We start from the raw sequence: 26,774 nt of genomic DNA, 5'->3' as shown, positions 1-26,774 counted from the left end.
AAAGCTGCTTCGTTCCGCTCTGCATGACGTGCTATTCGGATAGGTGCCAAGTAAGCCTCAGTTCGCGGCGGGAAAGGGCTTTTGGTAATACAGCCGGGGCGTTTTGATAATGCCCCAATGGTACATTATTGCGGTGTTTATATCCGAGCTGCGATAGTCGGTAAGCGGTTCCCAGCTCATGAGGGGGCAGTCGGAGGGCAGCAGCACTACCGGCGCGGCCGACTGGGCCAGCGTGGCGAATTGCTGCCGCTCGCAGGTGTTGAAATCGCGGGCCCGGGGCTTGTCGGCCACCGTGAATATGGCTGCGAAAACGGCCATGGCCGCCGCGTAGCGCCGCCGGGCCACGGCTGGCAGGTGCGTAAGCAGGTAGTAGCCCGACAAGGCAAAGCAGCCAATCATGCCCAGAATAATGGGTAGAATGCTGTCGCGCCGGATAACGTTTTCCCGGTAGGCGCGGTAGCCACCCAATGGCAGCAGTAGGATGTATACCAGCGCAAACACGCCCAGCCATTGCAGCGCCCGCTGGGCTTTGGCTCCCAGTGGCGTGCGTACGGAGCGGGCTATCAGCCAGGCATTAACCAGTAGCATGATGAGCAGCAGAGGCAATCCCAGCTTGCCCGTGAGCTCATCGTAGACCCCAAAGGGCAACCGGGCGTAGCGCTCGGGCAGGGGAATAACGGCCCACTCGTTTTCGGAATTATTCCGACCAATGTAGAGCGAATACAGGCTCAGGGCGCTGAACAGGACAAACAAGCTGACCTTGCGCCAGGGCAGCGCCCCCACGGCCACCGTGGCCCGCCGAAACCAGCCCAGGCCACTAGCCAGCGTGGCAAAGTGCCCGCGCCAGGCCAGCAGCAGCGCCGTGGGGCACACCAGCAGCACCACGGCCGGAATAATCGGCCCGTTCAGGGCCAGTACCACCACCAGCCCCAGCAGCCCCGCATATTCCAGCGCCGACAAGCGCAACGGCGTGCCATGCAGCGCCGCCCGCAAAAACGGCAGAAAAAACAGCAACAGCAGGCTCATGGGCAGCGCGTAGAAGGCCGCGTACGTCACCGACCAGTCGATGACGCCCATCTGGCCGCCGTAGCCCTCGGCCTGCAAAAGCGGGGTAATGAGGACTGCCGCCAGTAGAAACCTGCGGCACAGCACGTTGCGGGAATTGCTGATGACCACGGCCAGCACGTACACCAGCAGCGTGTGCACGGCCAGCTTCAGCAGGGCGCCCGCCGCGTACACGCTGTCGAGGGGGCTGAGCGCGCCTTGCAGCAGTAGGGGTACGCGCCGGAAATACTCATGCAGGAGCAGGTGCGCGAAAAACCGGTTGGGGGCCGGGTAGCGCTCATGCCCCAGCAGCGCCCGCAGCCCAAACGGGTCGTGCAGCACCGTGCTGTAGGCCTTGCCCGGTAGCACAATGGCCGCGAGGTCGCCATCGAGGGGAAACTGAAAATATTGCCAGCCGGAGTACGCTAAATCGCCAATCAGAAAAAGGAGCAGGAGATAATGCCAGTTTCGCTTCAGCATACGGCGCAATTGGGGTAGAACGAGCCCGGCCATTGCGGCCGGGCCGGCCAAAATTACACTAAGCCGGGCCGGCAAACCCTGGAATCTAGGCCAGGCTGCGACTGATGCCCATTTCCAGCCCGCGCAGCTCGGCCAGCCCGCGCAGGTGGCCGATGGCCGAGTAGCCGGGATTGGTGTGCTTGTGCAGGTCGTCGAGCATCTGGTGGCCGTAGTCGGGGCGCATGGGCAGGCTCATGTTGCGTCGGCGCATGGCCTGGATGAGCTCGCGCATCACGGCGTACATAATCCACGTCGCCTTCGAGGTGGTTGGCTTCGTAGAAGTTGCCATCGGCATCGCGCTGGGTGCTGCGCAGATGGATGAAGTGGATACGGTCAGCAAACCGGCGTATCATGGCGGGCAGGTCGTTATCGGCCCGCACGCCAAACGAGCCGGTGCAGAAGCACAGGCCGTTGGCCAGCGAAGACGTGGCCGCCAGGGCGGCCACGTCTTCGCCGGTGCTCACCACGCGGGGCAGGTCCAGAATGGGGTAGGGCGGGTCGTCGGGGTGAATGGCGAGGTTGATGCCGGCCCGCTCAGCCACCGGCACAATTTCCTGCAGAAACAGAATCAGATGCTCGCGCAGCCGGGCCGCGTCGACGCCGTCATAAGCATCCAGCGCCTGCTGGAATTGCTCCAGCGTGAAGCTCTCCTCACTGCCCGGCAGGCCGGCGCTTCAGCAGCAGCGTATCGAAGGCCACAAAGGCCGCTTTATCGAAGCGCAGGGTGCGGGAGCCGTCCTCGACTTCGTAGGCCAAATCGGTGCGCGTCCAGTCCAGGACGGGCATGAAATTATACGTCACCGTGTAGATGCCGCAGGCCGCCAGGTTGCGCAGTGACTCTTGGTAATTGATGATATAGTGCTGAAAATGGCCGGTGCGGGTTTTGATGCTTTCGTGCACGGGCACGCTTTCCACCACGCTCCACGTCAGGCCGGCGGCGCGGATAATTGCCTGGCGCTGCTGGATTTCAGCCCGCGTCCATACCTCCCCGTTCGGGATGTGGTGCAGGGCCGAAACAACGTCGGTCGCGCCGGTCTGGCGGATGTTGGCGAGGCTTACGGGGTCGTTCGGGCCGTACCAGCGCCAGCTTTGGATAATGGGCATTGTAGGGGAGGGGTTGGGTTTTTACCAAAACGTCATGCCGAGCGCAGCCGAGGCATCTCGCGTGCCATCACTAATCAATGACGTTGAAACGATTGGATTACTATTGCACGCGAGATGCCTCGGCTACGCTCGGCATGATGTTCTTTTTTCGTTCAAAATAAACGGACTAGACGCCGCTGTAGGCATTAAAGCCGCCATCCACTACTACCGTCTCACCGTTCACAAACCGCGAGGCGTTGCTGAGCAGGTAAATCAGCGTGCCGGTCAGCTCCTCCGGCTCGCCGAAGCGCTGGAAGGGCGTGTGGCTGATAAACTTGGTGGCCCGCTCGGTGTGCGAGCCGTTGGCGGCGATGAGCAGGTCGCGGTTTTGCTCGGTGAGGAACACGCCCGGTGCGATGGCATTCATGCGGCTGCCGCCGCCGTAGCGCAGGCCCAGCTCGGTGGCCATCCAGGGTGTGTAGCCCAGCACGCGGGTGAGGGGCCGCTGTGCGGTGATGGAGGAAATATTAACGATGGAGCCCGTGCCCTGGTCGGCCATCACGTGGCCGAAAACGGTGGTCGGAATCACGGTGCCGAACAGGTTCAAATCAACGGCCCGGCGCGTGTCCTCGATGCCCACGTCGAACAGGTCCTGGCCGGGGCCGACGGTGGCGCCGGGCATATTGCCGCCGGCCGCATTCACCAGCCCATCAATGCGGCCCCAGGTGCTCCTAATGGTGTTGCAGGCGGCGTTCATCTGGCCGGTATCCAGCACGTCGCCGAGGATAACCAGCGCCTCGCCGTCCACGGCCCGGATGGCGGCGGCGCGCGCCTCGGTCCGCTCGGCGTTGCGGCCCAAAATGGCCACTTTAGCACCGGCCTCTGCCACGGCCAGCGACATCGACGCGCCCAGTACGCCGGTGGCCCCGGTGATAACGACGACTTTATCGGCGAGCAAGAATTGGGATAGGAAAGGCATAAGGTGTTGATATGTAGAAGTTGATGCTGGTCTGGTCTGACCGCCCTAGGCGGTCCGACCGGGGCGGCGGCAGTTATGGCAGCAGCTCCAGCGCGCCCTCCAGCCGGATATCATCCGAGGCGCTGCCCACCATGAGGTTGAATTTGCCGGGCTCGGCCTGCCACTCCAGCTTGGCGTTGTAGAAGGCCAGCTTGGCTTTGTCGATGGTGAAGGTCACGGTTTTGCTTTCGCCGGGTTTAAGGCTGATTTTGCGGAAATCCTTCAGCTCCTTGAGCGGGCGTACTACGGAGGCCACGGGGTCGCGGAGGTATAATTGGGCCACTTCTTCGCCAGCTGTTTTTTCGGTGTTGGTGAGGGTGAAGCTGACCCACCCTCGCTCGCCGCGTAGCGCAGCTGATGGCCCGCCGCCACGCGGCAAGCGAGGGCCACTGAAACCGTGTGGTTTGGCCGTAGCTTGCGGCCGGCGTACTGGCAACGCTCCGCCTCCCGCCGGGAAGTTCCATCCAGTAAATTCCCTGCTTCGCTTTGGCACAACATCAATCAAATCCCCCGCTCCGCCCTGGGGCCGTGCCGGCCCCCATCGTGCTGGCCGGGGCCACCGGCGACCTTGGCTTCCGCATTGCCCAAGAGCTGCTGAAGCGTGGTGCATCCGTGCGGGCGCTGGTGCGGGTGGGCAATATCAAGCCGGAAGTCACGGCCCTGCAGGACCTGGGGGCCGATATTGTACCGGTTGATTTCAACAGCGTCACGGCCCTCACCAAGGCCTGCGCGGGCGCGGCCTGCGTGGTGTCAGCCCTGTCGGGGCTGCGCGAGGTGATTGTGGGTACCCAAAAGCGCCTGCTCGACGCGGCCGTGGCGGCCGGCGTGCCCCGCTTCATCCCGTCGGATTACTGCATCGATTACACCAAGCTGCCCGCCGGCTCCAACCGCAACCTCGACCTGCGCCGCGAGTTCAATCAGCGGCTCGACCAGGCCCCCATCCACGCCACGTCCATCCTCAACGGCATGTTCACCGACCTGCTCACCGGGCAGGCCCCCGTGGTGCTCTTCGGTCTGAAGCGGGTGCTTTACTACGGCGATGCCGACCAGCCGCTCGACTTCACCACCACGGCCAATACCGCCGAGTTCACGGCCGCCGCCGCCCTCGACCCCACCACGCCCCGCTACCTGCGCGTGGCCGGCGAGGTAGCCAGCATCCGGGGCCTGCAAAAAGCCGCCACTGCCGCCACCGGCACTCCCTTCAAACTGTTGCGGGTGGGCGGCCTGTGGGTGCTGGGCACGATGATAAAAGTGACCAAAACCCTCATGCCGACCTCCGACGACGTGTTTCCGCCCTGGCAGGGCATGCAGTACCTGCACAACATGTTCACGGGCAGGCCCAAGCTCACCCCGCTCGACAATGCCCGCTACCCCGAAATTCGCTGGACGCCGGTGCGCGAAGTACTGGCTGCCCGCAAATAAAAACCGCCCCCGCTCCATCCGTTTCCGGGCGGGGCGGGGGCGGCCAAAAACCCCGGGCTTCATCAGCCCCGGGCGGCAAACACTATTCTACCACCAGGCGGGTGGTCTGGGTCAGGGTGCCGGTCTCCAGCTTCACCAGGTAGATACCCGAGGCGAGGTTCTGCAGGGGCAGGCTCTGGCTTTGCAGGCCGGCGTTCTGGCGTACGGCCGAGAACTGACGTACCGACTGGCCCATCAGGTTCTGCACCGTGATGGCGGCCGTAGCCGTAGCGGGCAGCTCGTACGATACGCTGGCCGTTCCCGAAGCGGGGTTCGGCGAAACGGCCATTTTCAGGATAGCTGCGCTGGCCGACTGGGTAGCCGTAGCAGTTGCCAGCACAATCGAATAAACACCGGTCGCATCATTAATCCGAGCAGTGTAGTTACCCGAGTTAGTTATTACAATGTCGGCACCACCTTGCGTGCCAGTTCCGGAAAGGCCAGTGCCGCCCCAGTTTACTGCCCAGTCGTCATTCGTCCGGAATTTCACTGCGCCGCTCCCTGTCAGAGGTAGCGTAATTGACCAGTCGTGGCCGTTGCTTGTGGTAAGGTGAGTCATGGACGTCGAGGCGGTCCAGCCGTTGGCCGTGGCCGAACCGATGATGCCCAGGGTCGTAATTGTTTGTGCCATCGAAACGGTGGCCGAGAACAGGAAAGCCAGCAAAAAGCCGAACTTAAGCGTAGATTTTTTCATATGGGTAATGGTTGAAAATGTTGGTTGGGAATTGTGCATCAAAAGTAAGTCGGAATTGTGTTTTATTGTACCTGGCGTGATACAAAAAATTTGGCCTGAATGAGTAATGCTATGCTAAGATATATTCCGTCAAGCTACCTCACGGCCCGAAAGTAGTTGGCTTACATACCTTCTCAGGGCCGTTTGGAGGAGGTACAAACGTTTGCACTTTGGAGGGGCTTTTGCCAATAAAATATTGCTATCCGGCAAAATAAAAAGGCCGTTTTCTGAATTTTTGCTCGAATTGTGTGCGCTGTCAAGCGAAATTGCCTCACGGTGCTGCCGCAAAGAGCCCTCTCCGCCGCCTGCCGCCAGCCTGCCCGGTGGCTGCTGGTAGAAAAAACCAGCAGCTTCACCTGCATTGGCGTAAGCTCACAAACGTGTGCCGGGAATGCCGGGGCAGTGCCTCCCGGTCCCGCGCGCTGCTTGCCAATGCCTTGTGTCCGGGACGCTTGCTGCTGTGCGCCAATGGTGGCACTACTCCGCTATAGTGTCGGGCACGCGCTACAAGCGTGCGTCATTGTGGAGAGGCGTGCGGCCAGCCGGCAACTTCTGCCCCCGCAACGCAGTATCTCTGTGTAAACCGCAAACCAGGCTTTATTGCCTGCCTATTCTCCCGCTTATGAGCAACGTGCACATTTTTTCCGCCGATACGGAAGCCACCCTCTGGCAGGAGGTAGCCGCTAATATTACCCAGGAAGGCAACTTGTTCGACTACACCGCCGAGTTGATTCAGGACGGCTACCACATGCAGCTGGATATCGAGATTGACCTGGGCGGCGGCTTCGAGGGCGGTTTTCAGAGCACCCGAATGGCCGCCCTGGTGCCCAACCATACCCCCCTGCACTTTGCCCTGCACGAGCAGGACTGGCTGCACGAGCTGGGCAAGCTGCTGGGCATGACCGATGTGGAATTGGGCGACCCGGAGCTGGACGCCGCCTTCATCATCACCACCAACGATGTGGCCGCCCTGCGCGAGTTGCTACTGCCCGATGCGGCCCTGCGCCAGACCCTGCTGCGCCACCAGCAATGCCGCCTCACGCTGGCGCCCGCCTCCCACGAGGCCGGTGCCAACGTGTACCTCACCTTCACCAAGGAAACAGCCCTCACCGACCCTGCCGAGCTACGGGAGGTTTACCACGCGCTCTATACCCTGCTGCGGAAAATAGCCCCACTGCCGCATGCTACGACGTAAGGGCTCATCAGAGTAGAATGTGGGAAGCAATAGTGCCGGCCATCCCCGCCGCGCCCGCCGCCTACACCTCCGCCCTACAAGGGCTGTTCCCGCCCCATCCTGCCGCCCCACCCGCCGCCCTCGCCGCTGAGGAAACGGCAGCTTCTGCGTAATTTAGCTTTGGAAGCAGCATCGTTTCTTTTCGTCGTTCAGCATCTGCCACATATGACACCTACACTTGTTTTAGAGCCAACGAATGACGCTGACCTGCACTTGCTACTAAGTCTGGCGCAACGGCTGGGCGTGAAAGCTACTACCACACCTCCGGCTGCTACTATTTCCGAGGATGAGCGGCGGCGGCGCTTTCTGGCGTTTGCGGGTTCCTGGCAGTCCGACGAGAGCGGGGATGAAATCAATAAGATGTTAATGGAATCGCGGCACTTCCGCGACCGCGACGTAGAGCTATGAGCTTCTATTTGCTGGATACTAATATCTGCATTCATTTCACCAAAAACGAATACGGCATTGTCGAAAAGCTGGACAGCATTGGTTTCGACAATTGCTTTATCAGTGAGCTGACCATCGCCGAAATGCTGTACGGCGTGGCCAACAGTGCCCCAACTAAGCAGGCCGCCAACCGACTGGCGCTAAATGGGCTACGCACTGCCTTTGAAGGCCATATTTTACCCATTGCGGACTGCTTTGAGCATTACGCCGCTGAGAAAACCCGCTTGCGCCGCGCTGGCCGTCCCGTCGATGACTTCGACCTGATGATAGGTTGCACGGCCCTCCGCCACGGCCTCATGCTGGTTACGCGCAACACCCGCCACTTCGCCGGCCTCGCTAATCTGCCGCTGGAAAACTGGATTGACAATCCGTAATACCCCGCTGCGCCCGCCGCTGCAGAAACTAGCGCTTCGGCCCCCGCCGCTCCGCCCGCCGCCCGCGCCGCTGAAGAAACAGGAGCTTCTGAGTAGCTTGCTAACCACCATCGTCCCGCGCGCTCGCTGCGGGAGAAACCGAAGCTTATGAAGTAGCTTGCCACGGAAAATTTAACATTTGCTGCCAATATTTATGCCTCTTGACGTTGTACTTGTTCAGTTTTGGTTAGGAATTGTTTTGTTTTTTATCATCAACTGGATAGGGAAACACTCTTATTCGGTTGGTTATATATCAATATCGATGTTTGCGAAGGCAGAAGAAGCTCCTGCTTTCAATTTTGTTTTAAGGGTATTAACCCCATTAGTTTATTCAATTATTGTTGCTACAATACTGTATGCAATTGAATTAGATAAATATGTTGACAAATTTTATTTAGTAAGCCTATACTATATATTGTTCAGGCTTGGATTCAATATCGCAACAGGAAGAGGGCTTTTGCTTAACTGGGGAAGGCAGATTTTGTATTGGGCGAGTATAATAGACTTGTTGCGAGCTATTAATCAAAGATTTAAGCTGAAATTCCACAAGCCCGCACACACTCCCAGCACGTCATTGTACAGGTTCAAATTATGCAAACGTAATCGGTCTTCCAAAATTCGATAACGTTTCAATCCGCCAATGCTATGCTCTACGGTAATTCGTTCACTTGCTTGTTTTGTATTTATTTCTCGTTGCTCATCGGTGAGTTCTTTCCCTTTCGGCTTTTTGATAGGAATAAAAACTTTCCGGCAAACGTAGTCTTTCGCGAAGCCCAAAAACCCCAGGTCCAACCGCACCTTGAACTTTTTAAACCACTCTTTATCAACTGGTAAAATGCTTTTTAGCACACTGTAGTCGTGGTGTCTTCCGCCGTAACAACGGCTGATAAAACCAATCCAGCGAATGGTCGTTGAAATAACTATCTCTTTTACGGCGTGCATTTTTTTTTACCGCTATAGTAGTCTTTTTGCATCTCTTTATTTCCTGGTCGTTGCTTGCGTTGCTCCGTTCCATCGACCAATAACGTCTCGTGTTCCTGAAAATAGGCTTCAAATTCGGCCACTGTCGTAAATTCCCGCTTTGGCGCATGCCCGGTTTGCTCCAGCGCTTCTTGGAGCACCGTAATGCCTAATTCCTGGTTGCGTTTCGCGTTGGAACCGTCCATCCCACTGACCAATCCCAACAAATCATACGTCAAGTTTGCTTTGAAGCTGAATAGGGTGAAAAGCAGTAATTCTTCTTCTGTTTTAAGGACTACTTCATACGGCGCAAAAGCCCCACGTTCAATCATATCTGTTCCATTCAACCGAAAATACGCCTGCTTAAAATGCGCCAAAAGCTGCGCAAAACGCTCCGCCGTGAGTCCCGTGGCAGCACGCCATTTACGCGAAGTAGTGAGGTTTTTTACGGAAAAGTTCATGTTCTAAATTTAAGTACAGTTTGTCGAAAATTCCGCACTTCACTCACTTCGCAACAAGTCTAATGTTATTGACTTACTTCTTTTATGATAAAGTCATAAAAAACAAGCAAAATATTTTGCCTGATTTTACGACTGTAGCAAATGAAATTTGGATAATAATTCTGGTTTTCTTATATCAAGTTGCTAATAAAATCGAATTGCCACAAGATGGTACGATAAAAAGAAAAGAGGGCTATTTGACAAGCAAGTATTTGGGGTTTAAGCAAGAATATGGAAAAGTAATTGATAAAAAATTTGTTCATCCTCACCTAAGAGCTTTGGTTTATGCAATCATAATTTATGAAAATTTCAATCGGCCTTGGCTTGCAAGGATTGTTGAAAATTTACGTTTTAAGCTAACGAAAAAGCCTCATACTCTAGGTGTAATGCAGGTTTACACTCGTGAATATATTAGCGACATTGAGAGCGTCGAAAAAGGAACCGATAAAATACTTAATCTATTTCGGAAGTCTGAAGACCAATATTATAATAGACTTGTTGCGAAGTGAGTGAAGTGCGGAATTTTCGACAAACTGTACTTAAATTTAGAACATGAACTTTTCCGTAAAAAACCTCACTACTTCGCGTAAATGGCGTGCTGCCACGGGACTCACGGCGGAGCGTTTTGCGCAGCTTTTGGCGCATTTTAAGCAGGCGTATTTTCGGTTGAATGGAACAGATATGATTGAACGTGGGGCTTTTGCGCCGTATGAAGTAGTCCTTAAAACAGAAGAAGAATTACTGCTTTTCACCCTATTCAGCTTCAAAGCAAACTTGACGTATGATTTGTTGGGATTGGTCAGTGGGATGGACGGTTCCAACGCGAAACGCAACCAGGAATTAGGCATTACGGTGCTCCAAGAAGCGCTGGAGCAAACCGGGCATGCGCCAAAGCGGGAATTTACGACAGTGGCCGAATTTGAAGCCTATTTTCAGGAACACGAGACGTTATTGGTCGATGGAACGGAGCAACGCAAGCAACGACCAGGAAATAAAGAGATGCAAAAAGACTACTATAGCGGTAAAAAAAAATGCACGCCGTAAAAGAGATAGTTATTTCAACGACCATTCGCTGGATTGGTTTTATCAGCCGTTGTTACGGCGGAAGACACCACGACTACAGTGTGCTAAAAAGCATTTTACCAGTTGATAAAGAGTGGTTTAAAAAGTTCAAGGTGCGGTTGGACCTGGGGTTTTTGGGCTTCGCGAAAGACTACGTTTGCCGGAAAGTTTTTATTCCTATCAAAAAGCCGAAAGGGAAAGAACTCACCGATGAACAACGAGAAATAAATACAAAACAAGCAAGTGAACGAATTACCGTAGAGCATAGCATTGGCGGATTGAAACGTTATCGAATTTTGGAAGACCGATTACGTTTGCATAATTTGAACCTGTACAATGACGTGCTGGGAGTGTGTGCGGGCTTGTGGAATTTCAGCTTAAATCTTTGATTAATAGCTCGCAACAAGTCTAATAATCAGAAAGAGCCATATTATTCTGACCATTGGCTGTTTCTGGAAATTGTTTCAGACTACAACTCAGGTCAGGATTATAGCCAAGGCGTTTTAGAGCTTTTCGACATCATCAAAGACAAATTTTATAAAAATCATAAAGATGATGTCGTGCTTCAGAATTTAGAAAACGATAGCAGTGACACTCAATTAGAGTAGGGTGTAATTTAAAACTACGCGCTGCCCTTTTCATGAGTCATCGGCTCTTGCCTCTGGGCTCCACTAAGGGCACCAGACACCGGTCCGAACTTCTGCTTAGCGGTGGCAGCGCGTAGTTTTGAATTACACCCTTAGAGTAGTTGTAATCAAGATTCAATCTGGCTGCGCTTTATATATTTTGTTATTACATCTACTATCCAAATCTGTGTAATTTTGGCTGAATTATTAGTGCGGCAATAAAATAAAACTGTCAAAAAGTCCGAAAAACCAGCATCACACCCCATTTGCTAGTCCCTTCGTAGCTACTTCCTCACCCGAAGCACCCACCTAGCGACTAACGAAAATGGACTTTAAAAACTTCACTATCAAGGCACAGGAGGCCGTGCAGAAGGCCACCGAAATAGCCGGGGGCAACCAGCAGCAGGCCGTCGAAACGGGCCACTTGCTGAACCTTTTGTAGCATATTCGCGGTATTGGTAAGGTCACCCCCACTTTTAAACCTGCCGAATTATGGGCACTGCTGATAAGAAGAATAGCCGCAACCATCGCACCGAAATCGTCGCTAAGCCAGTGAGCGCAGAGCGACTGGCCAAGGCACGAGCGTATGCCGAACAGTTTAAGTTTGATACGCTGAGCGAAGAGGATTTGAAGAAGATGCGCCGTAATGCTTATGCCTACCTCATTTGAGCCACGGCAGCCCGGCACGGGCTATCCGTTTATGTACCGCAAAGGGCCGTCTCACAAGGACGGTTTTTTAGTTTGTACTCATTACTACACGTTTCGCACCCGCAAAAACCGACGCTATGTGATAGAGGCGGAGCAGTATCAGCATCATGTGTATGTGCTGAAATTCTGTCCGCTGGCTTACAAAAACTCCGCAAACCGCTTCAAATTATTGTTCAACGATGGCGACGCTTTCCGCATCCTAAGCACCTGTATGTGAGTGTTTGCCGATGTTTTTGAGCGCGACCCGTTATCTTCGGCTGGGTTTGTAGGCGAGGCATCGTTGGGCGAAAACCAGGCTTTTACCAAACGGTTTCGGATTTACTTTCAGGCCGTTATCACATTCGTTGAGCCAACGCGCTTTATTCACCATCCCATGTCAGGTATCAGCGCCTATTTTCTGGAACGTCGCGCCAATCCTGACCCCGACTTGAAAGCCAAAGCAGAGCGCATGTTCCGGGATTTATACATCGTTCCGCAAGTGCTTGACGAGGGCAAGCCTAATCCATTAAACAGTGGCAACGGCGGCTGAAATTTTGGCGCAACTAAATCAGCTAAAATTGCAATTCCCCGCCAAAAAGTCCGAAAACTCACTCTCGCACCCCGTTTGCTAGTCCCTTCGTAGCGACTTCCTAACCCGAAGCACCCACCTAGAGACTACGCACCATGGACTTTAAAAACTTCACCATCAAGGCACAGGAGGCCGTGCAGAAGGCCACCGAAATAGCCGGGGGCAACCAGCAGCAGGCCGTCGAAACGGGCCATTTGCTGAAGGGCCTCTTCCAGAGCGACGAAAGCGTCTTCTCGTTTCTGGCCAACAAGCTGGGCGCCAACCTCAACATTCTCACGCCCCGCCTCGATGCCATTGTGGCCGCCTACCCCAAGGTGAGCGGCGGCTCGCCCTACTTCGCCAACGAGGCCGCCGCCGCCGTGCAGCGCGCCAACACGGCCATGAAGGGCATGGGCGACGAGTTCGTGTCCGTCGAGCACCTGCTGCTGGGCATCCTTAGCGGCAAGGATGCCGTGGCCACCCTGCTCAAAGACACCGGCTTCAACGACAAGGACCTCAAGGCCGCTATCCAGGAGCTGCGCGGCGGGCGCAAAGTCACCAGCCAGAGCGCCGAAGACCAGTACCAGAGCCTGAACCGCTACGCCACTAACCTCAACGAACAGGTGCGGCGCGGCAAGATGGACCCCGTGATTGGCCGCGACGAGGAAATCCGCCGCGTGCTGCAAATCCTCTCGCGCCGCACCAAAAACAACCCCGTGCTGCTCGGTGAGCCCGGCGTGGGCAAAACTGCCATCGTGGAGGGCCTGGCCCAGCGCATCGTGGCCGGCGACGTGCCCGAAAACCTGCGCGACAAAGTCATTATGAGCCTCGACATGGGCCTGCTAGTCGCAGGGGCCAAGTACAAGGGCGAGTTTGAGGAGCGCCTCAAGGCCGTCATCAAGGAAGTGACCGATTCCGATGGCCAGATTGTGCTCTTTATCGACGAGATGCACACCCTCATTGGGGCCGGCGGCGGGGGCGAGGGTGCCATGGACGCCGCCAACCTGCTCAAGCCCGCCCTGGCGCGCGGCGAGCTGCACGCCATCGGGGCCACCACGCTCAAGGAATACCAGAAGTATATCGAGAAGGACAAGGCCCTGGAGCGCCGTTTCCAGGCCGTGACCGTGGACGAGCCCAACCAAGAAGACGCCATCAGCATCCTGCGCGGCATCAAGGAGAAGTACGAGCTGCACCATGGCGTGCGCATCACCGACGACGCTGTGATTGCCTGCGTAGAGCTAAGCTCGCGCTACATCACCGACCGTTTCCTGCCCGACAAGGCCATCGACCTCATGGACGAGGCCGCCGCCAAGCTCCGCATCGAGTTGAATTCCATGCCCGTGGAGCTCGACGAAATCCAGCGCCGCATCATGCAGCTCGAAATTGAGCGCGAAGCCATCCGCCGCGAAGACAACCGTGACCGCGAAGCCATTCTCAGTAAGGAATTGGCCGACCTGAACGACAAGCGCGACACCCTAAAGGCCCGCTGGGAAAGCGAAAAAGGTATTCTGACGGGCATTCAAACCCAGAAAGAAGCCATTGAGCAGTTCAAATTAGAGGCTGAACAAGCTGAGCGTCAGGGTGATTATGCTCGGGTAGCGGAGCTGCGCTACGGCAAGATTCAGGAAGCCGAAGCCAAGCTGAAAACCCTGCAGGAAGAAGCCGCCGCCAACAAGGATGGCGGCACCATGCTCCAGGAGGTCGTCACGAGCGAGAGCATCGCCGAAGTGGTGGCCAAGTGGACGGGCATTCCGGTGAGCAAAATGCTGCAATCGGACCGCGAGAAGCTGCTGCAGCTCGAAGCCGAGTTGGGCAAGCGCGTGGCCGGCCAGGCCGAGGCCATTGCGGCTATTTCCGATGCCGTGCGCCGCTCCCGCGCCGGCCTGCAGGACCCCAAGCGGCCGATAGGCTCGTTCATTTTCCTGGGCTCGACGGGCGTGGGCAAAACCGAGCTGGCCAAGGCTCTGGCCGAGTACCTGTTCAACGACGAGAATTCGATGGTGCGCATCGACATGAGCGAGTTTCAGGAGCGCCACGCCGTGTCGCGCCTCATTGGGGCGCCTCCCGGCTACGTGGGCTACGACGAGGGCGGCCAGCTCACGGAGGCCGTGCGCCGCAAGCCCTACTCGGTGGTGCTGCTCGATGAAATCGAAAAAGCGCACCCCGACGTGTTCAACATCCTGCTGCAAGTGCTGGATGATGGCCGCCTCACCGACAACAAAGGCCGGGTGGCCAACTTCAAGAACACCATCATCATCATGACCTCGAACACCGGGGCCGACATCATCCAGAAGAACTTCAAGGAGCTCAACGAGTTCAACCACGACGAAGTAGTCGACCGCACCCGCGACGAAGTCATGGAGCGCCTCAAGCAGCACATGCGCCCCGAGTTCCTGAACCGCATCGACGAAATCGTGATGTTCCAGCCCCTCAAGCGCAAGGAAATCCGCAAGATTGTCGATATCCAGTTCCGCCAAATCCAGCAGCGCCTGGTCGAGGCCGGTATCCAGCTCGAAGCCACCCCCGAAGTGCTCGACTACCTGGGTGAAGCCGGCTTCGACCCGCAGTTCGGCGCGCGCCCCCTCAAGCGCGTACTCCAGCGTGTGATTCTGAACGAGCTGTCGAAAGACATCCTCTCCGGCCGCGTCTCGAAAGATTCGGTGGTAGAAGCCGTGCTGGAAGACGGCGCGGTGAAGTTCGAGAACGTGGAGATGCCGGCGGTGTAATTGCCGGTTGGTTGGTTTAGAATGGGAAAGCCCCGTCAGCGTCTTGCTGGTGGGGCTTTTTATTGTTTATAGGACTTACGCACTTCAAAAGCTATGTAACCTGAAAATCAATGACTTGCATTAAAGACATATATTTATTATATTGCTGTTTTTCAGTTGGTTAGTGCTTCAACTGCGTAAGTCCTAGTTTAGTGATTCTAAGTAATCGCGCAAAAGTAACCGTAGCAAAAAAGGCGGTCATGCTGAGCTTGTCGAAGCATCTCTACCGCTTCGTTGAACGGCCCTTGTGAAGCGGTAGAGATGCTTCGACAAGCTCAGCATGACGTTCTAGAATCAATACGCTTACTTCTGCACGACTACTTAATTGTTGAAATACTCTCGCTTGAGTCTGCGACGAATTGCATTTGGTAATGTCTTGTTCTTTTCAAAATTACTTACAATTTTAGCTTCTTTGCTTACACTAAATCGCACAATCTTTCCAAAACCAATTACGGCCGGTATTCCACCAAAAATAACTACAAAAACACCTGCTGGTACGGTGCCAACCTTGCTAATAGCAATGCGCGTGAAAATCACGGCGCCTCCAGTCAAAATAAAGCCGCCGGTGCGATGGCTTTTAAACAACTGATGAATGGCTTGTACCGTGTCGGATGAGACAGCAGGCGAAGTTGTTACAATTAGACATCTTTCATGCATATATTTATAAAACAAACAAGTTATAACATGTAAATCACTGGTTATGAATGATAAATACAAACTACTTCAGGCTAACCCAACCATTTGCAAACGGCTTTTTGGGGTTGATTTTGTTCAACTGCAACAAGTGCTGGTGAAAGTGCAAAACCGGATTGACCAGTATTTGCGGGAAAATCCGCTCTCCAAACGTGGAATTGAGGCAGAATTGAGCGTTGCGAATCAACTGCTGCTGACATTCGAATACCTGCGGCAATACCCCACTTTTTTGAGCCTGGGGTTTTCGTACGGAATCTCGGAAAGCTATTGCCACAAGATTTTTCACAAGATGCGACCCATTCTAGCCGACGTAATCGGGCTCAAAAATCCGGAGAAATTAAAATATACCCACGTAAAAACAGTTGTCGTTGATGTTACCGTGCAGCCCATCGAACGACCGAAAAAGAATCAGGAAGTCTACTATAATGGCTCTAAAAAAAACATATCATTAAGTCACAATTAATTATTAGTCAAAAGGATAAAACGATTGAGCATTGCCGGGTAGAACTGGAAGGCCGCAAGTCAGATATTCGCATTTTTCAGGAGACGCCCCTGGAAATTCATCGGAAAATCAAGGTGAAAGGCGATTTAGGATACGTTGGCATTCAAAAAGTGCATGCCCGCAGCCAAATCCCGCACAAAAAACCGAAAAACGGGGAATTGACCATCAAGCAAAAGAGGCAAAACAAGGCTTTTAGGAGCAAACGAGTCAAAATTGAACACGTTAACCGGCTGTGCAAGTGCTTTCGAATGGTTAAAGAAACCTACCGGAACCGATTGAATCACGTTGCGCAAATTTGGCTCATCGTATGCGGACTCATAAATCTTAATATTGAAAAAGTTATACGTATTTAGGAAAGAGGTCTATTGGTGTAGAAGTAAGCGGCTGCGTATTCTGAGCCTGCGCAAAAGCGGAAGTAGAAATGCCAAAAATTAGTGCCGAAACGAGTAGGTGTTTATGCATTTCAAGTTTTAATAAAAGGAAGACTAATTCCTGCAAGCTACAGATTGGTAAGGTAGTGCGGCCTAGCCGACTACGCTGCCCGCCGCAGTGCGCACCGCTCCACGCGCTCGCGGTAGCGCCGGGTGCGGTACATTTGGTGCAACACCGCAACGCCAATCTGGCGCGAGTTTAGGCGCAGCCGTAACTCGTGAACAGCCATGATATGGAGGCTGTGCCTCCACTGCCGCAACGCGGCAATGGCCAGCCGCGCCGCCAGGTAGTTTCAGGGCAAGCCGTTCTGTTGCGAGGCACAGCCTCGCCCGGTGTTCAGGCACGAGTTACGCTGCGCTAAACTCGCGCCAGTTGCAGAATAGCTAAGCGGTATAGTGCTGCCACGTTATGTAGCAGATGTAGCCGTTGAGCAGCATGAACAGGAAGGATGGTAGCGATAGCCAAAAACCGTCGCCGATTTTCATTCGCACACCGAAGCCCAGCAGCATGAGTAGCGCTAGCCCTCCCGAAGCGAGCAGCAGAATGAGCGGGGAAACCAGGCCCACGAGCAACCCAATGGCTCCCAGCAACTCCAGTATAGCCGTCAGTGGCCCAAACTTCTGCAGCCCGTAGCGCACAAACTCCTGCTGCAGGTGCGCCGATTTGAAATAACTGATGCCGTAAAAAAGAAAGGAGATACTGGAAATCCAGATGAGAATAGTAATCATTAGGTTCATACAGAAATCACACCTGCGTAAGCCGCGGCCACAAACAACGACAAAACCAGCAGCAGGAGGGAGGGTACATATTTGTACCAGGGGTTGCGCACTTTAATGTGGGCCAATTGCGCGCATAACATCAAAAAAGCCATTATCAGGGCCGGCACCAGCACCAGCTGCGGAAACCAGATGCCGGCCACCAACAGCGTAGCCAACGAGATTTTGGTTGCGCCCACCATGTTGCGTACCAAATCCGGCAGCCCATACTGCTTGAATTCCTTAACGATGTTATCGAAACGGAATACCCACACCACAACAATGGAAATGGCGATGATGATTTGGGCGAGTACAATTATTACACTCATATTCGATATTATTTAAAAAGTACGCATCGTCGCAGGCCATCACGGCAGCCCCCTTCTGGCAGACGCTTCCCGTCTCGCGGTAGAAGTTACACTGAGCTTACATCCTGGTATACACTCTACGGGCTCGGTTTATATTTGGTTGATTGTCAATATTACTTCCTTCTCAATATAGGGCCATTGTACCAAATGCACAGTTAGCGTTGCTATAGTTGAGCTAATATTCATAACGCATTGACCAATAACACGATTTGAACAAGGCGAGTTGTGAGGAGGCTGTTGTAACTATTTGAGCAGCCAGTAAATCATTTCACCGAATCCTGGCGCTGGAAAGGGCCATCCGATTCGGCAATCGACACATGTTTTTTTTAAGCTCACCCAGAAAACGCTAACTACGCATTTGGTGCAATGACCCTGTTTGGTGCGATGGCCCTACCTGGAGAAGGACTACCACTACCTGTCGCACCTGTTCTCTGCGTCCGAAGGCCTCACGATTGAGAAGTTCATCATTCGCCAGAAGGTGGAGCGGGCCAAGGAGTTGATTGGGTACGGCGAGCTGCCCATGGCCGAAGTAGCGCAGCAGCTGGGCTACAGCAGCCCGGCGCACCTCTCGCGGCAGTTCCGGCAACTGACCGGCCTTACCCCCACCGAGTTTCAGCGCCTGGGCCCCGCCAGCCCCGCCCGCCGGAGTCTGGATTCGTTGATTTAGGGCTGGAAATCAGGCTGGAAATCAGGCTGGAAAATAGTAGAAAACCATCGAATCAAAATACCCGGCTTGGGTGTTGTGGGCGTTCACCAGAACTTCATCTTGACTATGTCTTGCTTTCGTTTACCCCTGCTTGCCTTTGCCCTGCTGGGGCTGTTTTTTTCGTCCTGCATGAAAGGTCATGACATGGACCCGGCCCACCAAAGCGTGTACATGACTATTATGATGGACATGATGACGAAAATGGATGCCCAGGCCAAAACCCAGGACCCCGACCACGACTACGCCTCCCAGATGGTGCTGCACCACGAGGCGGCCATCAAAATGGCGCAGGAAGAGCTGAAAAGCGGCTCGAACCAGGAGATGAAAACGACGGCTCAAACCATCGTCAACAAGCAGCAGGCCGAGATTGCCCAGTTTAACGCCTTCCTCGGCGGCCACCAGCCGCAGCAGCCACTGGTGCCGCAGTTCAGCCAGATTCAAAAAGCCAATATGGACAAGATGATGGCCAGCAGCGACAAGCGCACCATTACGGGCCGGGCCGACTACGACTTTGCCCAGCTGATGGTGGACCACCACCAGGCGGCCATCGACAACTCCGAGGCCCTGCTGGTGCACGGCCGCCAGACCACGACCCGCAACCTGGCCCAGGCCATCATTGCCGACCAGCGCCAGGAAATCAAGGAATTGCAGGACTGGCTCGCGCGCAACAAGTAACGCCCCGCCACCGCGTCCGCGTGTCTCGTTCGGCTATATGTTGACAGGAATAAGGCAAGGGCCCTGCTCGGATTTTCCGGCGGGGCTTTTTCCTTGCTGATGGACTTGATTTGGGGTTAAGTAGTTCAGGGACAGGTATGGGCGTTCCTCGTTGTAGAGGTGCACGGCTTGGTCGACGAGCAAACGGACCTGGGCCAGGTCGTCGGGGAGCACGAAGAGGAATTCGTCTTTTAAAATGCCGTTGACCCGCTCGGCTAGCGCATTCTGGTAACAGTCGTAGCCGTCGGTCATCGAGCAGCGCAGTTTCGCCTTCTTCAGCGCCGCCTGGTAGGCGTCGGAGGCGTACTGGCTGCCGCGGTCGGAGTGGTGGATGCAGCCGGTGGCGGCCCGGCCGGCTTCGCGTACGGCCCGGTCCAGGGCGGCCAGGCAGCCGGTGGTCTTGGTGTAGCTGCGTTTTTTTGGCACGAGCAAGCCGCGTTGGCGCAGCAGGGTGAACAAGGCATTGCGCCCGCAGGCCACGCCTTGGACCCGCAACAGGGGCGTGATTTTGTGGAGCACTTTTCGCGTGCCCAGGCGCGGGAGCTTGATGCGTACGGTGTGCACCTGCTCGAGTACCTGCTCGGCGCGCACCGCCTGCCGGGCCTGGCGCTGGCGGCGCTGGTAGAGGCCTTGCCGGCTCACGCCGTAGAGCTGGCAACTGCGCTGGGTGCTCAAGGCTTTGTCGGCCCCCAGGCGGCGAACGGCCGCCGGAAAGACTTTTTTGGCAGGGGGATGCCGTGGTCCTCCTCCACCACCTGCAGCATCGTGCGCAGCAACAAATTCAGGTCCTTGCTATCTTTTAACTGCTTCTCGTACTGCTTTTTATGTTCACGCAAAGCGGTTTCCAACTGCTTGCCGCGCTGTTCCGGAGTCGGGTCCACGGCGGGGACGCCGCCGGGGGAAGTGGGTCCGGCGGCCTTAAAAGTTGCGAAATGGCTGGCATACCGCCGGCACCAGGTCAGCACCGTGCTGCGGCCCTGGATGCCGTAGCGCCGCTGGGCTTGGTTGTAGCTCAGCTCGCCGCGGCCGACTTCGCCCACCACGGCCAATTTAAAGGGCAAACTGTAGTCGCGTTGACTACGCCGCACACGCGGCTCAGAAGGGTTTTCCATGACATCTTCGGAAAAGGTGTCAACAAATACCCGGACGGGACAGCCCACAACTGCGGGTCGCAGAAATGCGTCGAAATACTCATCCCGCAAGCTACTGCCCACCCCCCACAAGACCCCACAAAAAACGCCGGCCTACTGGCCGGCGCTTTTTGGAAGATGTGGGTAAGGACAAGACCAGCATTGGTCAGGGCTTTTTTTGTGGATAAACGGGCGCGGAAGTCGGCGTATTACCGATGGCCCCGGCGCTCCATTTTTTCGCGGTAGGTGCGGCCGGCCTCAATGTGCTTGGGCTTAAGCTGGGCGCGCAGGGCGGGCGGGAGCGGATGGCCGGCCAGGTACTCGTCGTGCAGCAGCTTAAACTTGGCGTCGGAGTAGGGGGCATTGTGCACGAACATGTACGTGACGCCGCCCGTCATCAGCAGCAGGCCTAGGGCTATCTGGCCCGCCGGCGGGGCGGAGCTTCGGCCGCTGGAGTACCAGAAACCGGGGCCGGAACAGCGCCGTCGGCCGCCGGCGCACCAGTAGGGGCAGTACTGTAGGCAAGCAGCGGATTTGGCGCGGAGGCCGTGCCGTGCAGGGGTGCAAAGCTGCCGTGCAGCCGGCGCTGAACGTCGATGGGTAAGTGGCCGGTGGCGGCCAGCTTCCGCAACACCCGGCGCTCACGTCCCCACCCGAACTGGATTAGCTTCTTGGTGCCCAGCACTGCCAGGGCCGAGCCGATGACGACACCGGGTACCCAGACGCCGGCACTGGTGGCCTGCTGGGCGGGAATGATGGAGGCCGCCGTGCCCGCCCCGCCAAACGCCAGCCACCCAAACCCGCCGCCGCGCCGGCTCTGAAACAGCTCGTGCACGGCCCGGGCCGAGTCCTGGCGCGTGAGGTAGAAAGTGCCCGGGGCCGGGTTGGCCGGGGCCTGGGCCCGGGCCGCGCCGAGGGGAAGCAGCAGTAAAAGCAGTTGGTAGCGTTTCAGCATAATATAGAAAAGGAAGTGGAAAAACGGTACAATTTAGGAAGGCGTCCCCCAAATCTGAAGCCGCTAGCTTTGCCGCATGGCTTCCGTTTTCCAGACCTACCTGCAACTCGGCTTTTTGCATATCTGCACGCCGCGCGCGGCCGACCACCTCACGTTTTTGCTGGCCCTGTGCGCGCCCTACGTGCTGGCCGACTGGCGGCGCGTGCTGGCGCTGGTTACCAGCTTCACGGTGGGGCATTCGCTCACGTTGGCGCTGGCCACGCTGGGGCTGGTTGCGTTCAGGCCAGCTCTCATCGAGGCGCTGATTCCGGTCACTATCATGGTTACGGCGCTGTGGAACCTGCGCGGGGCGGGTCAGCTCATCACCCGGCGCACGTCGGTGCTGGCGGTGGCTCCCAATGCGCTGGCGCTGGGGTTTGGGCTGATTCACGGGCTGGGATTTTCCAACTATCTGCGGGCGCTGCTCGGGGCCAACAGCCGCCCGCTGGAGGAGCTGCTGGCCTTCAACGTAGGCGTGGAGCTGGGGCAGGTGCTCATCGTGGCGACCATTCTGCTGGTTGGGGCGGTGCTGCTCGGCAGCCTGCGCGTGGCACGCCGCGACTGGCTGCTGACCACCAGCGGCGCGGCCCTGGGCATTGCTACGGTGCTGCTGCTGCAGCTGCTGTGGCCGTAGGGGCGGGGGCAGGGATTAAAGCGACGAAAAAGAACGTCATGCCGAGCGCAGCCGAGGCATCTTGCGTGCCACTACTAATCAAATACGTCTTCACGATTGGATTACTACCCCACGCGAGATGCCTCGGCTGCGCTCGGCATGACGTTTCGATGGCTCTTCCATTTTCCCTTATTGCCCACTCGCCGCGCCCTTCCGCAACCTTGCCGTAACTTTAAGCGACCTTATTGGTCGCCAGTTTTCAATCTGATTTCTTCACTTCACGCTTTTTCTATGCGTCGTCTTTTATTCGCCGGCTTGGTGCTGGCCGTGGCAGGGCAGGCACCCGCCATTGCCCAAACTACCAACTCCGGCACCGACAAATTTGCGCAGCTCGAAACGATGCTGCCCACGCCCAACAGCTACCGCACCGCCAGCGGTGCGCCCGGCACCGACTACTGGCAGCAGCGGGCCGACTACGACATCAAAGTCACCCTCGATGATGCCAAGCAGGCCCTCACCGGCCGCGAAACCATCACCTACACCAACCTCTCGCCCGACGCGCTGCCCTACCTCTGGGTGCAGCTCGACCAGAATATCTACGAGAAAAACTCGATTGCCAACGCCACGCAAGTCGGCCAGCTGCAGGAAAAGATGACGTTCCAGGCGGTTGATGGCATGATGTCGGGCTTCGATGGCGGCTTCAAGATTGAGAGCGTGACCGGCAAAGACGGTCGCGCCCTGCACACCGTGACGAACAACACGATGATGCGCATCGACCTGCCCAGCCCGCTGCTGCCGCGCCAGGCCGTATCGTTCCAGGTGAAGTGGCACTATAACATCACCGACCAGTACAAGCAGGGCGGGCGCAGCGGTTTCGAGTACTTCGAGGCCGACAAGAACTACCTCTACGAGATGGCTCAGTTCTACCCCCGCATGGCCGTGTACTCCGATAACCAGGGCTGGCAGCACAAGCAGTTTCTGGGCAATGGCGAGTTCACGCTGCCCTTCGGCGACTACAAGGTGAGCATCACCGCGCCGGCCGACCACATCGTGGGCGCTACCGGCACGCTGCAAAATGCCGCCCAGGTCCTCACCGCCACCCAGCAGAAGCGCTGGGAGCAGGCCAAATCGGCCACCAAGCCCGTGCTCATCGTGAGCCAGGACGAGGCCGTGAAGAACGAAAGCAGCCGCGCCACCGGCACCAAAACCTGGACGTTTGCCGCCAAAAACGTGCGCGACTTCGCCTGGGCCAGCTCGCGCAAGTTCATCTGGGATGCCATGCAGATTAAGCAGGATGGCAAGCCCGTGATGTGCATGAGCTACTACCCCAAGGAGGGCAACCCCCTGTGGGGCCAATACTCGACGCAGGTGGTGGCCCACACCATCAAAACCTACTCGAAATACACCATTCCCTACGCGTATCCGGTGGCCATTTCGGTGCACGGTCCGGTGGGCGGTATGGAGTATCCGATGCTGTGCTTCAACGGCGGCCGGCCCGAGAAAGACGGTACCTACTCGCAGCAGGTAAAATACGGAATGATTTCAGTGATTATCCACGAAGTGGGCCACAACTTCTTCCCCATGATTATCAACTCCGACGAGCGGCAGTGGACGTGGATGGACGAGGGCCTGAACTCGTTCGTGCAGTTCCTTACCGAGCAGGAGTGGGAGCGCAACTACCCCAGCCGCCGCGGCGAGCCCCGCAACATCGCGGCCTACATGGCCACCGCCGACAACCTGCAATCGCCGATTATGATTAACTCGGAGTCGGCCCTGCAATTTGGCAACAACGCTTACGGCAAGCCCGCCACGGCCCTCAACATCCTGCGTGAGACTGTGATGGGCCGCGAGCTGTTCGACTACGCCTTCAAAACCTACGCCCAGCGCTGGGCCTACAAGCACCCCACGCCCGCCGACCTGTTCCGCACCATGGAAGACGCTTCGGCCGTGGACCTCGACTGGTTCTGGCGCGGCTGGTTCTACACCACCGAGCACACCGATATTGCCCTGGAATCGGTGAAATCCTACAACGCCAGCACCCGCAACCCGCAGGTCGAAAACGCCCGTTTGCAGCAGCAGAAGGCCGCCGCGGCGCAGTCCATCACAGCCCAGCGCAACGCCACCGACATCCCCAAAACCCTGGTCGATGACAAGCCCGAGCTGAAGGACTTCTACAACAACTACGACCCGCTGGCCGTAACGCCCGCCGACCAGCAGCGCTACACCGCCATGCTCGGCACCCTCACGCCCGAGCAGCAGCAGCGCCTCAACGACTCGCAGAGTAACTTCTACGAGCTGAGCCTGCGCAACGTGGGCGGCCTGGTAATGCCCGTCATCGTGCAGATGACCTTTGCCGACAACACCCAGGAAATCCAGACCATCCCGGCCGAAATCTGGCGCAAAAACAACGCTCAGGTTACCAAGGTCATCGTGACCAAGAAGCCCGTCATTAGCTTCGTTATCGACCCCTTTCAGCAAACGGCCGATACCGATTTGAGCAACAACGCCTTCCCCCGTCAGCCTGCCGCCTCGCGCTTCGAGCTGTTTGAGCAGCCGCTGCCGCAGGTCCAGCCCAACCCCATGCAGCAGCCCAAAGCCGCCGCCAGCCCCATGCAGAAGCTGGAGCAGAAGCCGGTGGGCAGCGGCCAGTAATCACCTCACCCGGTTCCCTCTTCGCAGGAAACGGGGCAAGCTGGAACTACATTGACAAACAAGAAGCCCATTGCTGTTCAGCAATGGGCTTCTTGTTTGTCAGGCTCTCCCTCTCCGCAGGCTTCGCGCATCAAGCTAACGGGTGGGGAGTTACGCCTTGCTGTTCGGAGCCTCGCCGCCCACCATGCGCGAAACCAGGCCGTGGTCCTCCTTGGTTTCGGCCCACACCACGCCCACCACGTGCAGCGCAATGAAGCCCATAATGAGGTACATCGTCACGTTGTGGATTTCTCCGGCGGTGTGGTGCATGGGGCCGAAGAAGGCCGTGTCCTCGTATATCATGATGAGGCCGGTGGCCACCATGATGGTGAGGAAGATATAAAACAGCGCGTAGGTAGTTTTGGCAAATAGAATTTTACCGGCCTTGCTCTTATCGGCGGGCGGGGCGAGGCGGTAGCGGCGCAGAATCTCCATCAGCCGGGCCGAGAAGCGCAGCTCCGACGGCCCCGTGAGCTGCAGGCCCAGCCGCAGCACCCACAGGGCCACCAGCGTCCAGCCAAAATAGATGTGCCAGGTCCAGATGCGCTCGCTGATGATGTGCGCAAAAGCCCCGCCCTGCTTCGCGGTTATCGTGACGTTGGCCTTACTCATGGCCTGCTGAAACTCGGGCACCGCCGATTTGGATTTGACTATCACCTTCTGAAATAGAATGGTAATCAATTGCAGGCTAATCAGTAAGGTATTGGCCCAGTGCCAAAACCGCAACGGGGCGCGGTAGTCTTTAATGGGGGCTTCGACGGCGGGGGCAACGGCTTGGTACATAGCTGCGGTGGAGAATAAATGATTAAGCAGGGAGAGCAATGGCAGCTTCTACGGCCGCGGCGGGCACGGGTTCGATGCGGCCGGGGTAGGCCAGCAGCGCGTGCGCCAGGCAGTTGAGCGCCGCTGCCAAATCGGTCTGGTTGATGACGTAGGCCAGGCGCACTTCCTGCCGGCCCAGGCCCGGGGTGTGGTAGAAACCGTTGGCCGGCGACAGCATCAGCGTCTTATTGTCGAGGGTGAAAGCTTCGAGCAGCCACTGGCCAAACCTCTCGGCATCGTCCACGGGCAGGCGCGCCACCACGTAGAAGGCCCCGCCCGGCACCGGGCACACCACGCCCGGCATGGTACGCAGGGCATTCACGGTGAGGTCGCGCCGGGCCTGGTATTCGGCCCGGGTTTCGTCGAAATAGGTGGCGGGCAGGTCGCAGGCGGCTTCGGCGGCAATCATTTCCAGTACCGGCGGGCAGACGCGCATTTGCCCGAAGTGAAACGCCGCCTGCCAGATGTTGGGGTTGCGCGTGACGAGCGCGCCTACGCGGGCCCCGCAGGCGCTGTAGCGTTTCGAAATCGTGTCGACCATCACTACGTGCTGCTCGCTGCCGGCCAGGCTCAGGGCGCTGGTGGCGTGGGCGCCGTCGTAGCAGTACTCGCGGTAGGCCTCGTCCGAAAGCAGGTACAAGTCGTGCTGCTTGCACAGGCCCAGCAGGGCTTCCAGCTCATCGCGGCGGTACACGTAGCCGGTGGGGTTGCTGGGGTTGCAGATGAGGATGGCCCGGGTTTTGGGAGTAATAACGGCCTCAAAATCAGCCATCGGGGGTAGCGCAAAGCCGTCCTCGATGTGCGCCGTCACGGCCACGATGCTCACGCCGGCCGCGATGGCAAAGGCCGTGTAAGCACCATAAAAGGGCTCGGCCACAATCACCTCATCGCCCGGGTTCAGGCAGCTGAGCATGGCGAAGAGAATGGCTTCGCTGCCCGCCGTGGTCACCATAATATCCTCGAAACGCGCCGGAATGCCGGCGCGCTGGTAGTAGGTTTCCAGCTTGCGGCGGTAGCTGTCGGTGCCCGCGCCGGGGGCGTAGCCCAGCACCGCGATGTCGGCATTGCGCACGGCAGCCAGCATTTCGGGCGGCGTCAGCACATCGGGCTGGCCAATGTTGAGGGGATAAACGATTTTGCCCAGTTGGCGGGCGGCGTCAGCATAAGGCAGCAGCTTGCGAAACGGCGAAACGGGCATGGCCTGCCCGCGCTTGGATATTTCTGGCATAAAATC

The 26,774-nt window shown here is 56.9% G+C and carries 32 protein-coding genes and 2 pseudogenes; 17 read left to right on the top strand and 17 right to left on the bottom strand.

What is annotated here, in order from left to right:
* Positions 1-57: 57 nt before the first annotated feature.
* From KQ661_RS20105 to KQ661_RS22935, 4 genes and pseudogenes are all read right to left on the bottom strand, one after another.
* Positions 58-1,524, bottom strand: coding sequence for a hypothetical protein (locus tag KQ661_RS20105; RefSeq protein WP_216727860.1), 1,467 nt, complete (start codon positions 1,522-1,524; stop codon positions 58-60).
* An 85-nt stretch (positions 1,525-1,609) separates the two neighbouring features.
* A pseudogene (uxuA, locus tag KQ661_RS20100) lies at positions 1,610-2,667 on the bottom strand (mannonate dehydratase).
* A gap of 166 nt (positions 2,668-2,833) precedes the next feature.
* Positions 2,834-3,625, bottom strand: coding sequence for an SDR family oxidoreductase (locus tag KQ661_RS20095; RefSeq protein ID WP_216690196.1), 792 nt, complete (start codon positions 3,623-3,625; stop codon positions 2,834-2,836).
* A 73-nt stretch (positions 3,626-3,698) separates the two neighbouring features.
* Positions 3,699-3,947 (bottom strand): fibronectin type III-like domain-contianing protein, encoded by a 249-nt coding sequence (locus tag KQ661_RS22935; protein ID WP_216727859.1) that lies wholly within the window; start codon positions 3,945-3,947, stop codon positions 3,699-3,701.
* Between the two features lie 203 nt (positions 3,948-4,150).
* Here KQ661_RS22935 and KQ661_RS20085 point away from each other — a divergent pair, with 203 nt between their 5' ends.
* Positions 4,151-5,086, top strand: a complete 936-nt coding sequence (locus KQ661_RS20085) for an NmrA family NAD(P)-binding protein (RefSeq protein WP_317196140.1) — start codon at positions 4,151-4,153, stop codon at positions 5,084-5,086.
* An 82-nt stretch (positions 5,087-5,168) separates the two neighbouring features.
* On the opposite strand, the gene KQ661_RS20080 is transcribed toward KQ661_RS20085, so the two are convergent.
* Positions 5,169-5,819: a T9SS type A sorting domain-containing protein gene (locus KQ661_RS20080; RefSeq protein WP_216727858.1), complete on the bottom strand. Its 651-nt coding sequence runs from the start codon at positions 5,817-5,819 to the stop codon at positions 5,169-5,171.
* A 670-nt stretch (positions 5,820-6,489) separates the two neighbouring features.
* Here KQ661_RS20080 and KQ661_RS20075 point away from each other — a divergent pair.
* From KQ661_RS20075 to KQ661_RS20065, 4 genes are read left to right on the top strand one after another with little or no spacing between them, the layout of a single operon-like run.
* Complete coding sequence (locus tag KQ661_RS20075; RefSeq protein WP_216727857.1) at positions 6,490-7,053, top strand: hypothetical protein; 564 nt, start codon at positions 6,490-6,492, stop codon at positions 7,051-7,053.
* Positions 7,054-7,070: 17 nt separating this feature from the next.
* Entirely contained in the window at positions 7,071-7,205 is a 135-nt protein-coding gene (locus KQ661_RS22640; protein WP_262898308.1) for a hypothetical protein, read from the top strand.
* A 52-nt stretch (positions 7,206-7,257) separates the two neighbouring features.
* Entirely contained in the window at positions 7,258-7,500 is a 243-nt protein-coding gene (locus tag KQ661_RS20070) for a hypothetical protein (RefSeq protein ID WP_216726822.1), read from the top strand.
* Entirely contained in the window at positions 7,497-7,913 is a 417-nt protein-coding gene (locus KQ661_RS20065; protein WP_216726821.1) for a type II toxin-antitoxin system VapC family toxin, read from the top strand. Before KQ661_RS20070 ends, KQ661_RS20065 begins: the two co-directional genes overlap by 4 nt.
* 561 nt (positions 7,914-8,474) lie before the next feature.
* Here the strand turns inward: KQ661_RS20065 and KQ661_RS20060 are convergent.
* Both KQ661_RS20060 and KQ661_RS20055 read right to left on the bottom strand, forming a co-directional pair.
* Positions 8,475-8,894: a transposase family protein gene (locus tag KQ661_RS20060; protein ID WP_216680677.1), complete on the bottom strand. Its 420-nt coding sequence runs from the start codon at positions 8,892-8,894 to the stop codon at positions 8,475-8,477.
* Positions 8,882-9,373 (bottom strand): transposase family protein, encoded by a 492-nt coding sequence (locus KQ661_RS20055; protein ID WP_216685710.1) that lies wholly within the window; start codon positions 9,371-9,373, stop codon positions 8,882-8,884. Before KQ661_RS20055 ends, KQ661_RS20060 begins: the two co-directional genes overlap by 13 nt.
* A 68-nt stretch (positions 9,374-9,441) precedes the next feature.
* Between KQ661_RS20055 and KQ661_RS20050 the strand changes: the two genes are divergently transcribed.
* From KQ661_RS20050 to clpB, 6 genes are all read left to right on the top strand, one after another.
* A complete protein-coding gene (locus tag KQ661_RS20050) occupies positions 9,442-9,921 on the top strand; it encodes a hypothetical protein (RefSeq protein ID WP_216727856.1) in 480 nt (159 codons plus the stop codon).
* Positions 9,922-9,964: 43 nt separating this feature from the next.
* Positions 9,965-10,456, top strand: coding sequence for a transposase family protein (locus KQ661_RS20045; protein WP_216685710.1), 492 nt, complete (start codon positions 9,965-9,967; stop codon positions 10,454-10,456).
* Positions 10,444-10,863 (top strand): transposase family protein, encoded by a 420-nt coding sequence (locus KQ661_RS20040; RefSeq protein WP_216680677.1) that lies wholly within the window; start codon positions 10,444-10,446, stop codon positions 10,861-10,863. The genes KQ661_RS20045 and KQ661_RS20040 overlap by 13 nt, the downstream gene beginning before the upstream one ends.
* Before the next feature lie 729 nt (positions 10,864-11,592).
* On the top strand, positions 11,593-11,769 hold the full coding sequence (locus KQ661_RS20035) for a hypothetical protein (protein ID WP_216726819.1): 177 nt from the start codon (positions 11,593-11,595) through the stop codon (positions 11,767-11,769).
* A gap of 256 nt (positions 11,770-12,025) precedes the next feature.
* Positions 12,026-12,337: a hypothetical protein gene (locus KQ661_RS20030; protein ID WP_216726818.1), complete on the top strand. Its 312-nt coding sequence runs from the start codon at positions 12,026-12,028 to the stop codon at positions 12,335-12,337.
* Between the two features lie 134 nt (positions 12,338-12,471).
* Entirely contained in the window at positions 12,472-15,081 is a 2,610-nt protein-coding gene (clpB, locus tag KQ661_RS20025) for an ATP-dependent chaperone ClpB (protein ID WP_216727855.1), read from the top strand.
* Positions 15,082-15,441: 360 nt separating this feature from the next.
* Here the strand turns inward: clpB and KQ661_RS20020 are convergent, their stop codons facing one another.
* Positions 15,442-15,792 carry a hypothetical protein gene (locus KQ661_RS20020; protein WP_216727854.1) on the bottom strand — a complete coding sequence of 117 codons (351 nt, stop codon included), beginning with the start codon at positions 15,790-15,792 and terminating at the stop codon, positions 15,442-15,444.
* Positions 15,793-15,820: 28 nt separating this feature from the next.
* On the opposite strand from KQ661_RS20020, the gene KQ661_RS20015 reads away from it, so the two are divergent.
* Entirely contained in the window at positions 15,821-16,276 is a 456-nt protein-coding gene (locus KQ661_RS20015) for a helix-turn-helix domain-containing protein (RefSeq protein WP_216686116.1), read from the top strand.
* Complete coding sequence (locus tag KQ661_RS23170) at positions 16,258-16,668, top strand: transposase family protein (protein ID WP_216728017.1); 411 nt, start codon at positions 16,258-16,260, stop codon at positions 16,666-16,668. The genes KQ661_RS20015 and KQ661_RS23170 overlap by 19 nt, the downstream gene beginning before the upstream one ends.
* A 179-nt stretch (positions 16,669-16,847) precedes the next feature.
* Here KQ661_RS23170 and KQ661_RS22635 read toward each other — a convergent pair whose 3' ends face one another.
* The 3 genes from KQ661_RS22635 to KQ661_RS20000 all read right to left on the bottom strand — a co-directional run bounded on the left by KQ661_RS22635 (position 16,848) and on the right by KQ661_RS20000 (position 17,831).
* Positions 16,848-16,976 (bottom strand): hypothetical protein, encoded by a 129-nt coding sequence (locus tag KQ661_RS22635; RefSeq protein WP_262898306.1) that lies wholly within the window; start codon positions 16,974-16,976, stop codon positions 16,848-16,850.
* Positions 16,977-17,130: 154 nt separating this feature from the next.
* Complete coding sequence (locus KQ661_RS20005; RefSeq protein WP_216726815.1) at positions 17,131-17,475, bottom strand: DoxX family protein; 345 nt, start codon at positions 17,473-17,475, stop codon at positions 17,131-17,133.
* 5 nt (positions 17,476-17,480) lie between these two features.
* A complete protein-coding gene (locus KQ661_RS20000) occupies positions 17,481-17,831 on the bottom strand; it encodes a DoxX family protein (protein WP_216690186.1) in 351 nt (116 codons plus the stop codon).
* A 418-nt stretch (positions 17,832-18,249) separates the two neighbouring features.
* On the opposite strand from KQ661_RS20000, the gene KQ661_RS19995 reads away from it, so the two are divergent.
* Positions 18,250-18,537: a helix-turn-helix domain-containing protein gene (locus tag KQ661_RS19995; RefSeq protein ID WP_226929825.1), complete on the top strand. Its 288-nt coding sequence runs from the start codon at positions 18,250-18,252 to the stop codon at positions 18,535-18,537.
* A gap of 168 nt (positions 18,538-18,705) precedes the next feature.
* Positions 18,706-19,251: a DUF305 domain-containing protein gene (locus KQ661_RS19990; protein WP_216727853.1), complete on the top strand. Its 546-nt coding sequence runs from the start codon at positions 18,706-18,708 to the stop codon at positions 19,249-19,251.
* Positions 19,252-19,284: 33 nt separating this feature from the next.
* Here KQ661_RS19990 and KQ661_RS19985 read toward each other — a convergent pair whose 3' ends face one another.
* The 4 genes and pseudogenes from KQ661_RS19985 to KQ661_RS19970 form a co-directional block, all read right to left on the bottom strand.
* On the bottom strand, positions 19,285-19,965 hold the full coding sequence (locus KQ661_RS19985; RefSeq protein WP_216727852.1) for an integrase core domain-containing protein: 681 nt from the start codon (positions 19,963-19,965) through the stop codon (positions 19,285-19,287).
* Positions 19,966-20,236: 271 nt separating this feature from the next.
* Positions 20,237-20,402: pseudogene (locus tag KQ661_RS23285) on the bottom strand (IS3 family transposase); the annotation flags it as partial.
* 227 nt (positions 20,403-20,629) lie between these two features.
* Complete coding sequence (locus tag KQ661_RS19975) at positions 20,630-20,818, bottom strand: hypothetical protein (RefSeq protein WP_216726812.1); 189 nt, start codon at positions 20,816-20,818, stop codon at positions 20,630-20,632.
* A gap of 17 nt (positions 20,819-20,835) precedes the next feature.
* Positions 20,836-21,375, bottom strand: coding sequence for a hypothetical protein (locus tag KQ661_RS19970; RefSeq protein ID WP_216727851.1), 540 nt, complete (start codon positions 21,373-21,375; stop codon positions 20,836-20,838).
* A gap of 76 nt (positions 21,376-21,451) precedes the next feature.
* On the opposite strand from KQ661_RS19970, the gene KQ661_RS19965 reads away from it, so the two are divergent.
* Entirely contained in the window at positions 21,452-22,048 is a 597-nt protein-coding gene (locus KQ661_RS19965) for a HupE/UreJ family protein (protein WP_216690180.1), read from the top strand.
* A 270-nt stretch (positions 22,049-22,318) separates the two neighbouring features.
* A complete protein-coding gene (locus KQ661_RS19960; protein WP_216727850.1) occupies positions 22,319-24,679 on the top strand; it encodes a M1 family metallopeptidase in 2,361 nt (786 codons plus the stop codon).
* A gap of 150 nt (positions 24,680-24,829) precedes the next feature.
* On the opposite strand, the gene KQ661_RS19955 is transcribed toward KQ661_RS19960, so the two are convergent.
* Both KQ661_RS19955 and KQ661_RS19950 read right to left on the bottom strand, forming a co-directional pair.
* Positions 24,830-25,501 carry a cytochrome b/b6 domain-containing protein gene (locus KQ661_RS19955; RefSeq protein ID WP_216690178.1) on the bottom strand — a complete coding sequence of 224 codons (672 nt, stop codon included), beginning with the start codon at positions 25,499-25,501 and terminating at the stop codon, positions 24,830-24,832.
* 22 nt (positions 25,502-25,523) lie between these two features.
* Positions 25,524-26,768, bottom strand: coding sequence for a pyridoxal phosphate-dependent aminotransferase (locus tag KQ661_RS19950; RefSeq protein ID WP_216726808.1), 1,245 nt, complete (start codon positions 26,766-26,768; stop codon positions 25,524-25,526).
* Between the last annotated feature and the right edge of the window lie 6 nt (positions 26,769-26,774).

The sequence above is a fragment of the Hymenobacter siberiensis genome (assembly GCF_018967845.1).
Taxonomy (GTDB): domain Bacteria; phylum Bacteroidota; class Bacteroidia; order Cytophagales; family Hymenobacteraceae; genus Hymenobacter; species Hymenobacter siberiensis.
The sequence above is the reverse complement of the archived record's forward strand: the minus strand, read 5'-3'. Positions and strand labels throughout refer to the sequence as shown.

Bases quoted from the DNA above. Each gene is read 5' to 3' on its own strand.
- KQ661_RS20105 (WP_216727860.1), bottom strand. From the start codon at position 1,524: ATGCTGAAGCGAAACTGGCATTATCTCCTGCTCCTTTTTCTGATTGGC.
- KQ661_RS20095 (WP_216690196.1), bottom strand. From the start codon at position 3,625: ATGCCTTTCCTATCCCAATTCTTGCTCGCCGATAAAGTCGTCGTTATC.
- KQ661_RS20080 (WP_216727858.1), bottom strand. From the start codon at position 5,819: ATGAAAAAATCTACGCTTAAGTTCGGCTTTTTGCTGGCTTTCCTGTTC.
- KQ661_RS22640 (WP_262898308.1), top strand. From the start codon at position 7,071: ATGTGGGAAGCAATAGTGCCGGCCATCCCCGCCGCGCCCGCCGCCTAC.
- KQ661_RS20070 (WP_216726822.1), top strand. From the start codon at position 7,258: ATGACACCTACACTTGTTTTAGAGCCAACGAATGACGCTGACCTGCAC.
- KQ661_RS20065 (WP_216726821.1), top strand. From the start codon at position 7,497: ATGAGCTTCTATTTGCTGGATACTAATATCTGCATTCATTTCACCAAA.
- KQ661_RS20060 (WP_216680677.1), bottom strand. From the start codon at position 8,894: ATGCACGCCGTAAAAGAGATAGTTATTTCAACGACCATTCGCTGGATT.
- KQ661_RS20055 (WP_216685710.1), bottom strand. From the start codon at position 9,373: ATGAACTTTTCCGTAAAAAACCTCACTACTTCGCGTAAATGGCGTGCT.
- KQ661_RS20045 (WP_216685710.1), top strand. From the start codon at position 9,965: ATGAACTTTTCCGTAAAAAACCTCACTACTTCGCGTAAATGGCGTGCT.
- KQ661_RS20040 (WP_216680677.1), top strand. From the start codon at position 10,444: ATGCACGCCGTAAAAGAGATAGTTATTTCAACGACCATTCGCTGGATT.
- KQ661_RS20035 (WP_216726819.1), top strand. From the start codon at position 11,593: ATGGGCACTGCTGATAAGAAGAATAGCCGCAACCATCGCACCGAAATC.
- clpB (WP_216727855.1), top strand. From the start codon at position 12,472: ATGGACTTTAAAAACTTCACCATCAAGGCACAGGAGGCCGTGCAGAAG.
- KQ661_RS20015 (WP_216686116.1), top strand. From the start codon at position 15,821: ATGAATGATAAATACAAACTACTTCAGGCTAACCCAACCATTTGCAAA.
- KQ661_RS22635 (WP_262898306.1), bottom strand. From the start codon at position 16,976: ATGGCTGTTCACGAGTTACGGCTGCGCCTAAACTCGCGCCAGATTGGC.
- KQ661_RS20005 (WP_216726815.1), bottom strand. From the start codon at position 17,475: ATGATTACTATTCTCATCTGGATTTCCAGTATCTCCTTTCTTTTTTAC.
- KQ661_RS20000 (WP_216690186.1), bottom strand. From the start codon at position 17,831: ATGAGTGTAATAATTGTACTCGCCCAAATCATCATCGCCATTTCCATT.
- KQ661_RS19990 (WP_216727853.1), top strand. From the start codon at position 18,706: ATGAAAGGTCATGACATGGACCCGGCCCACCAAAGCGTGTACATGACT.
- KQ661_RS19975 (WP_216726812.1), bottom strand. From the start codon at position 20,818: ATGACGGGCGGCGTCACGTACATGTTCGTGCACAATGCCCCCTACTCC.
- KQ661_RS19970 (WP_216727851.1), bottom strand. From the start codon at position 21,375: ATGCTGAAACGCTACCAACTGCTTTTACTGCTGCTTCCCCTCGGCGCG.
- KQ661_RS19965 (WP_216690180.1), top strand. From the start codon at position 21,452: ATGGCTTCCGTTTTCCAGACCTACCTGCAACTCGGCTTTTTGCATATC.
- KQ661_RS19960 (WP_216727850.1), top strand. From the start codon at position 22,319: ATGCGTCGTCTTTTATTCGCCGGCTTGGTGCTGGCCGTGGCAGGGCAG.
- KQ661_RS19955 (WP_216690178.1), bottom strand. From the start codon at position 25,501: ATGTACCAAGCCGTTGCCCCCGCCGTCGAAGCCCCCATTAAAGACTAC.
- KQ661_RS19950 (WP_216726808.1), bottom strand. From the start codon at position 26,768: ATGCCAGAAATATCCAAGCGCGGGCAGGCCATGCCCGTTTCGCCGTTT.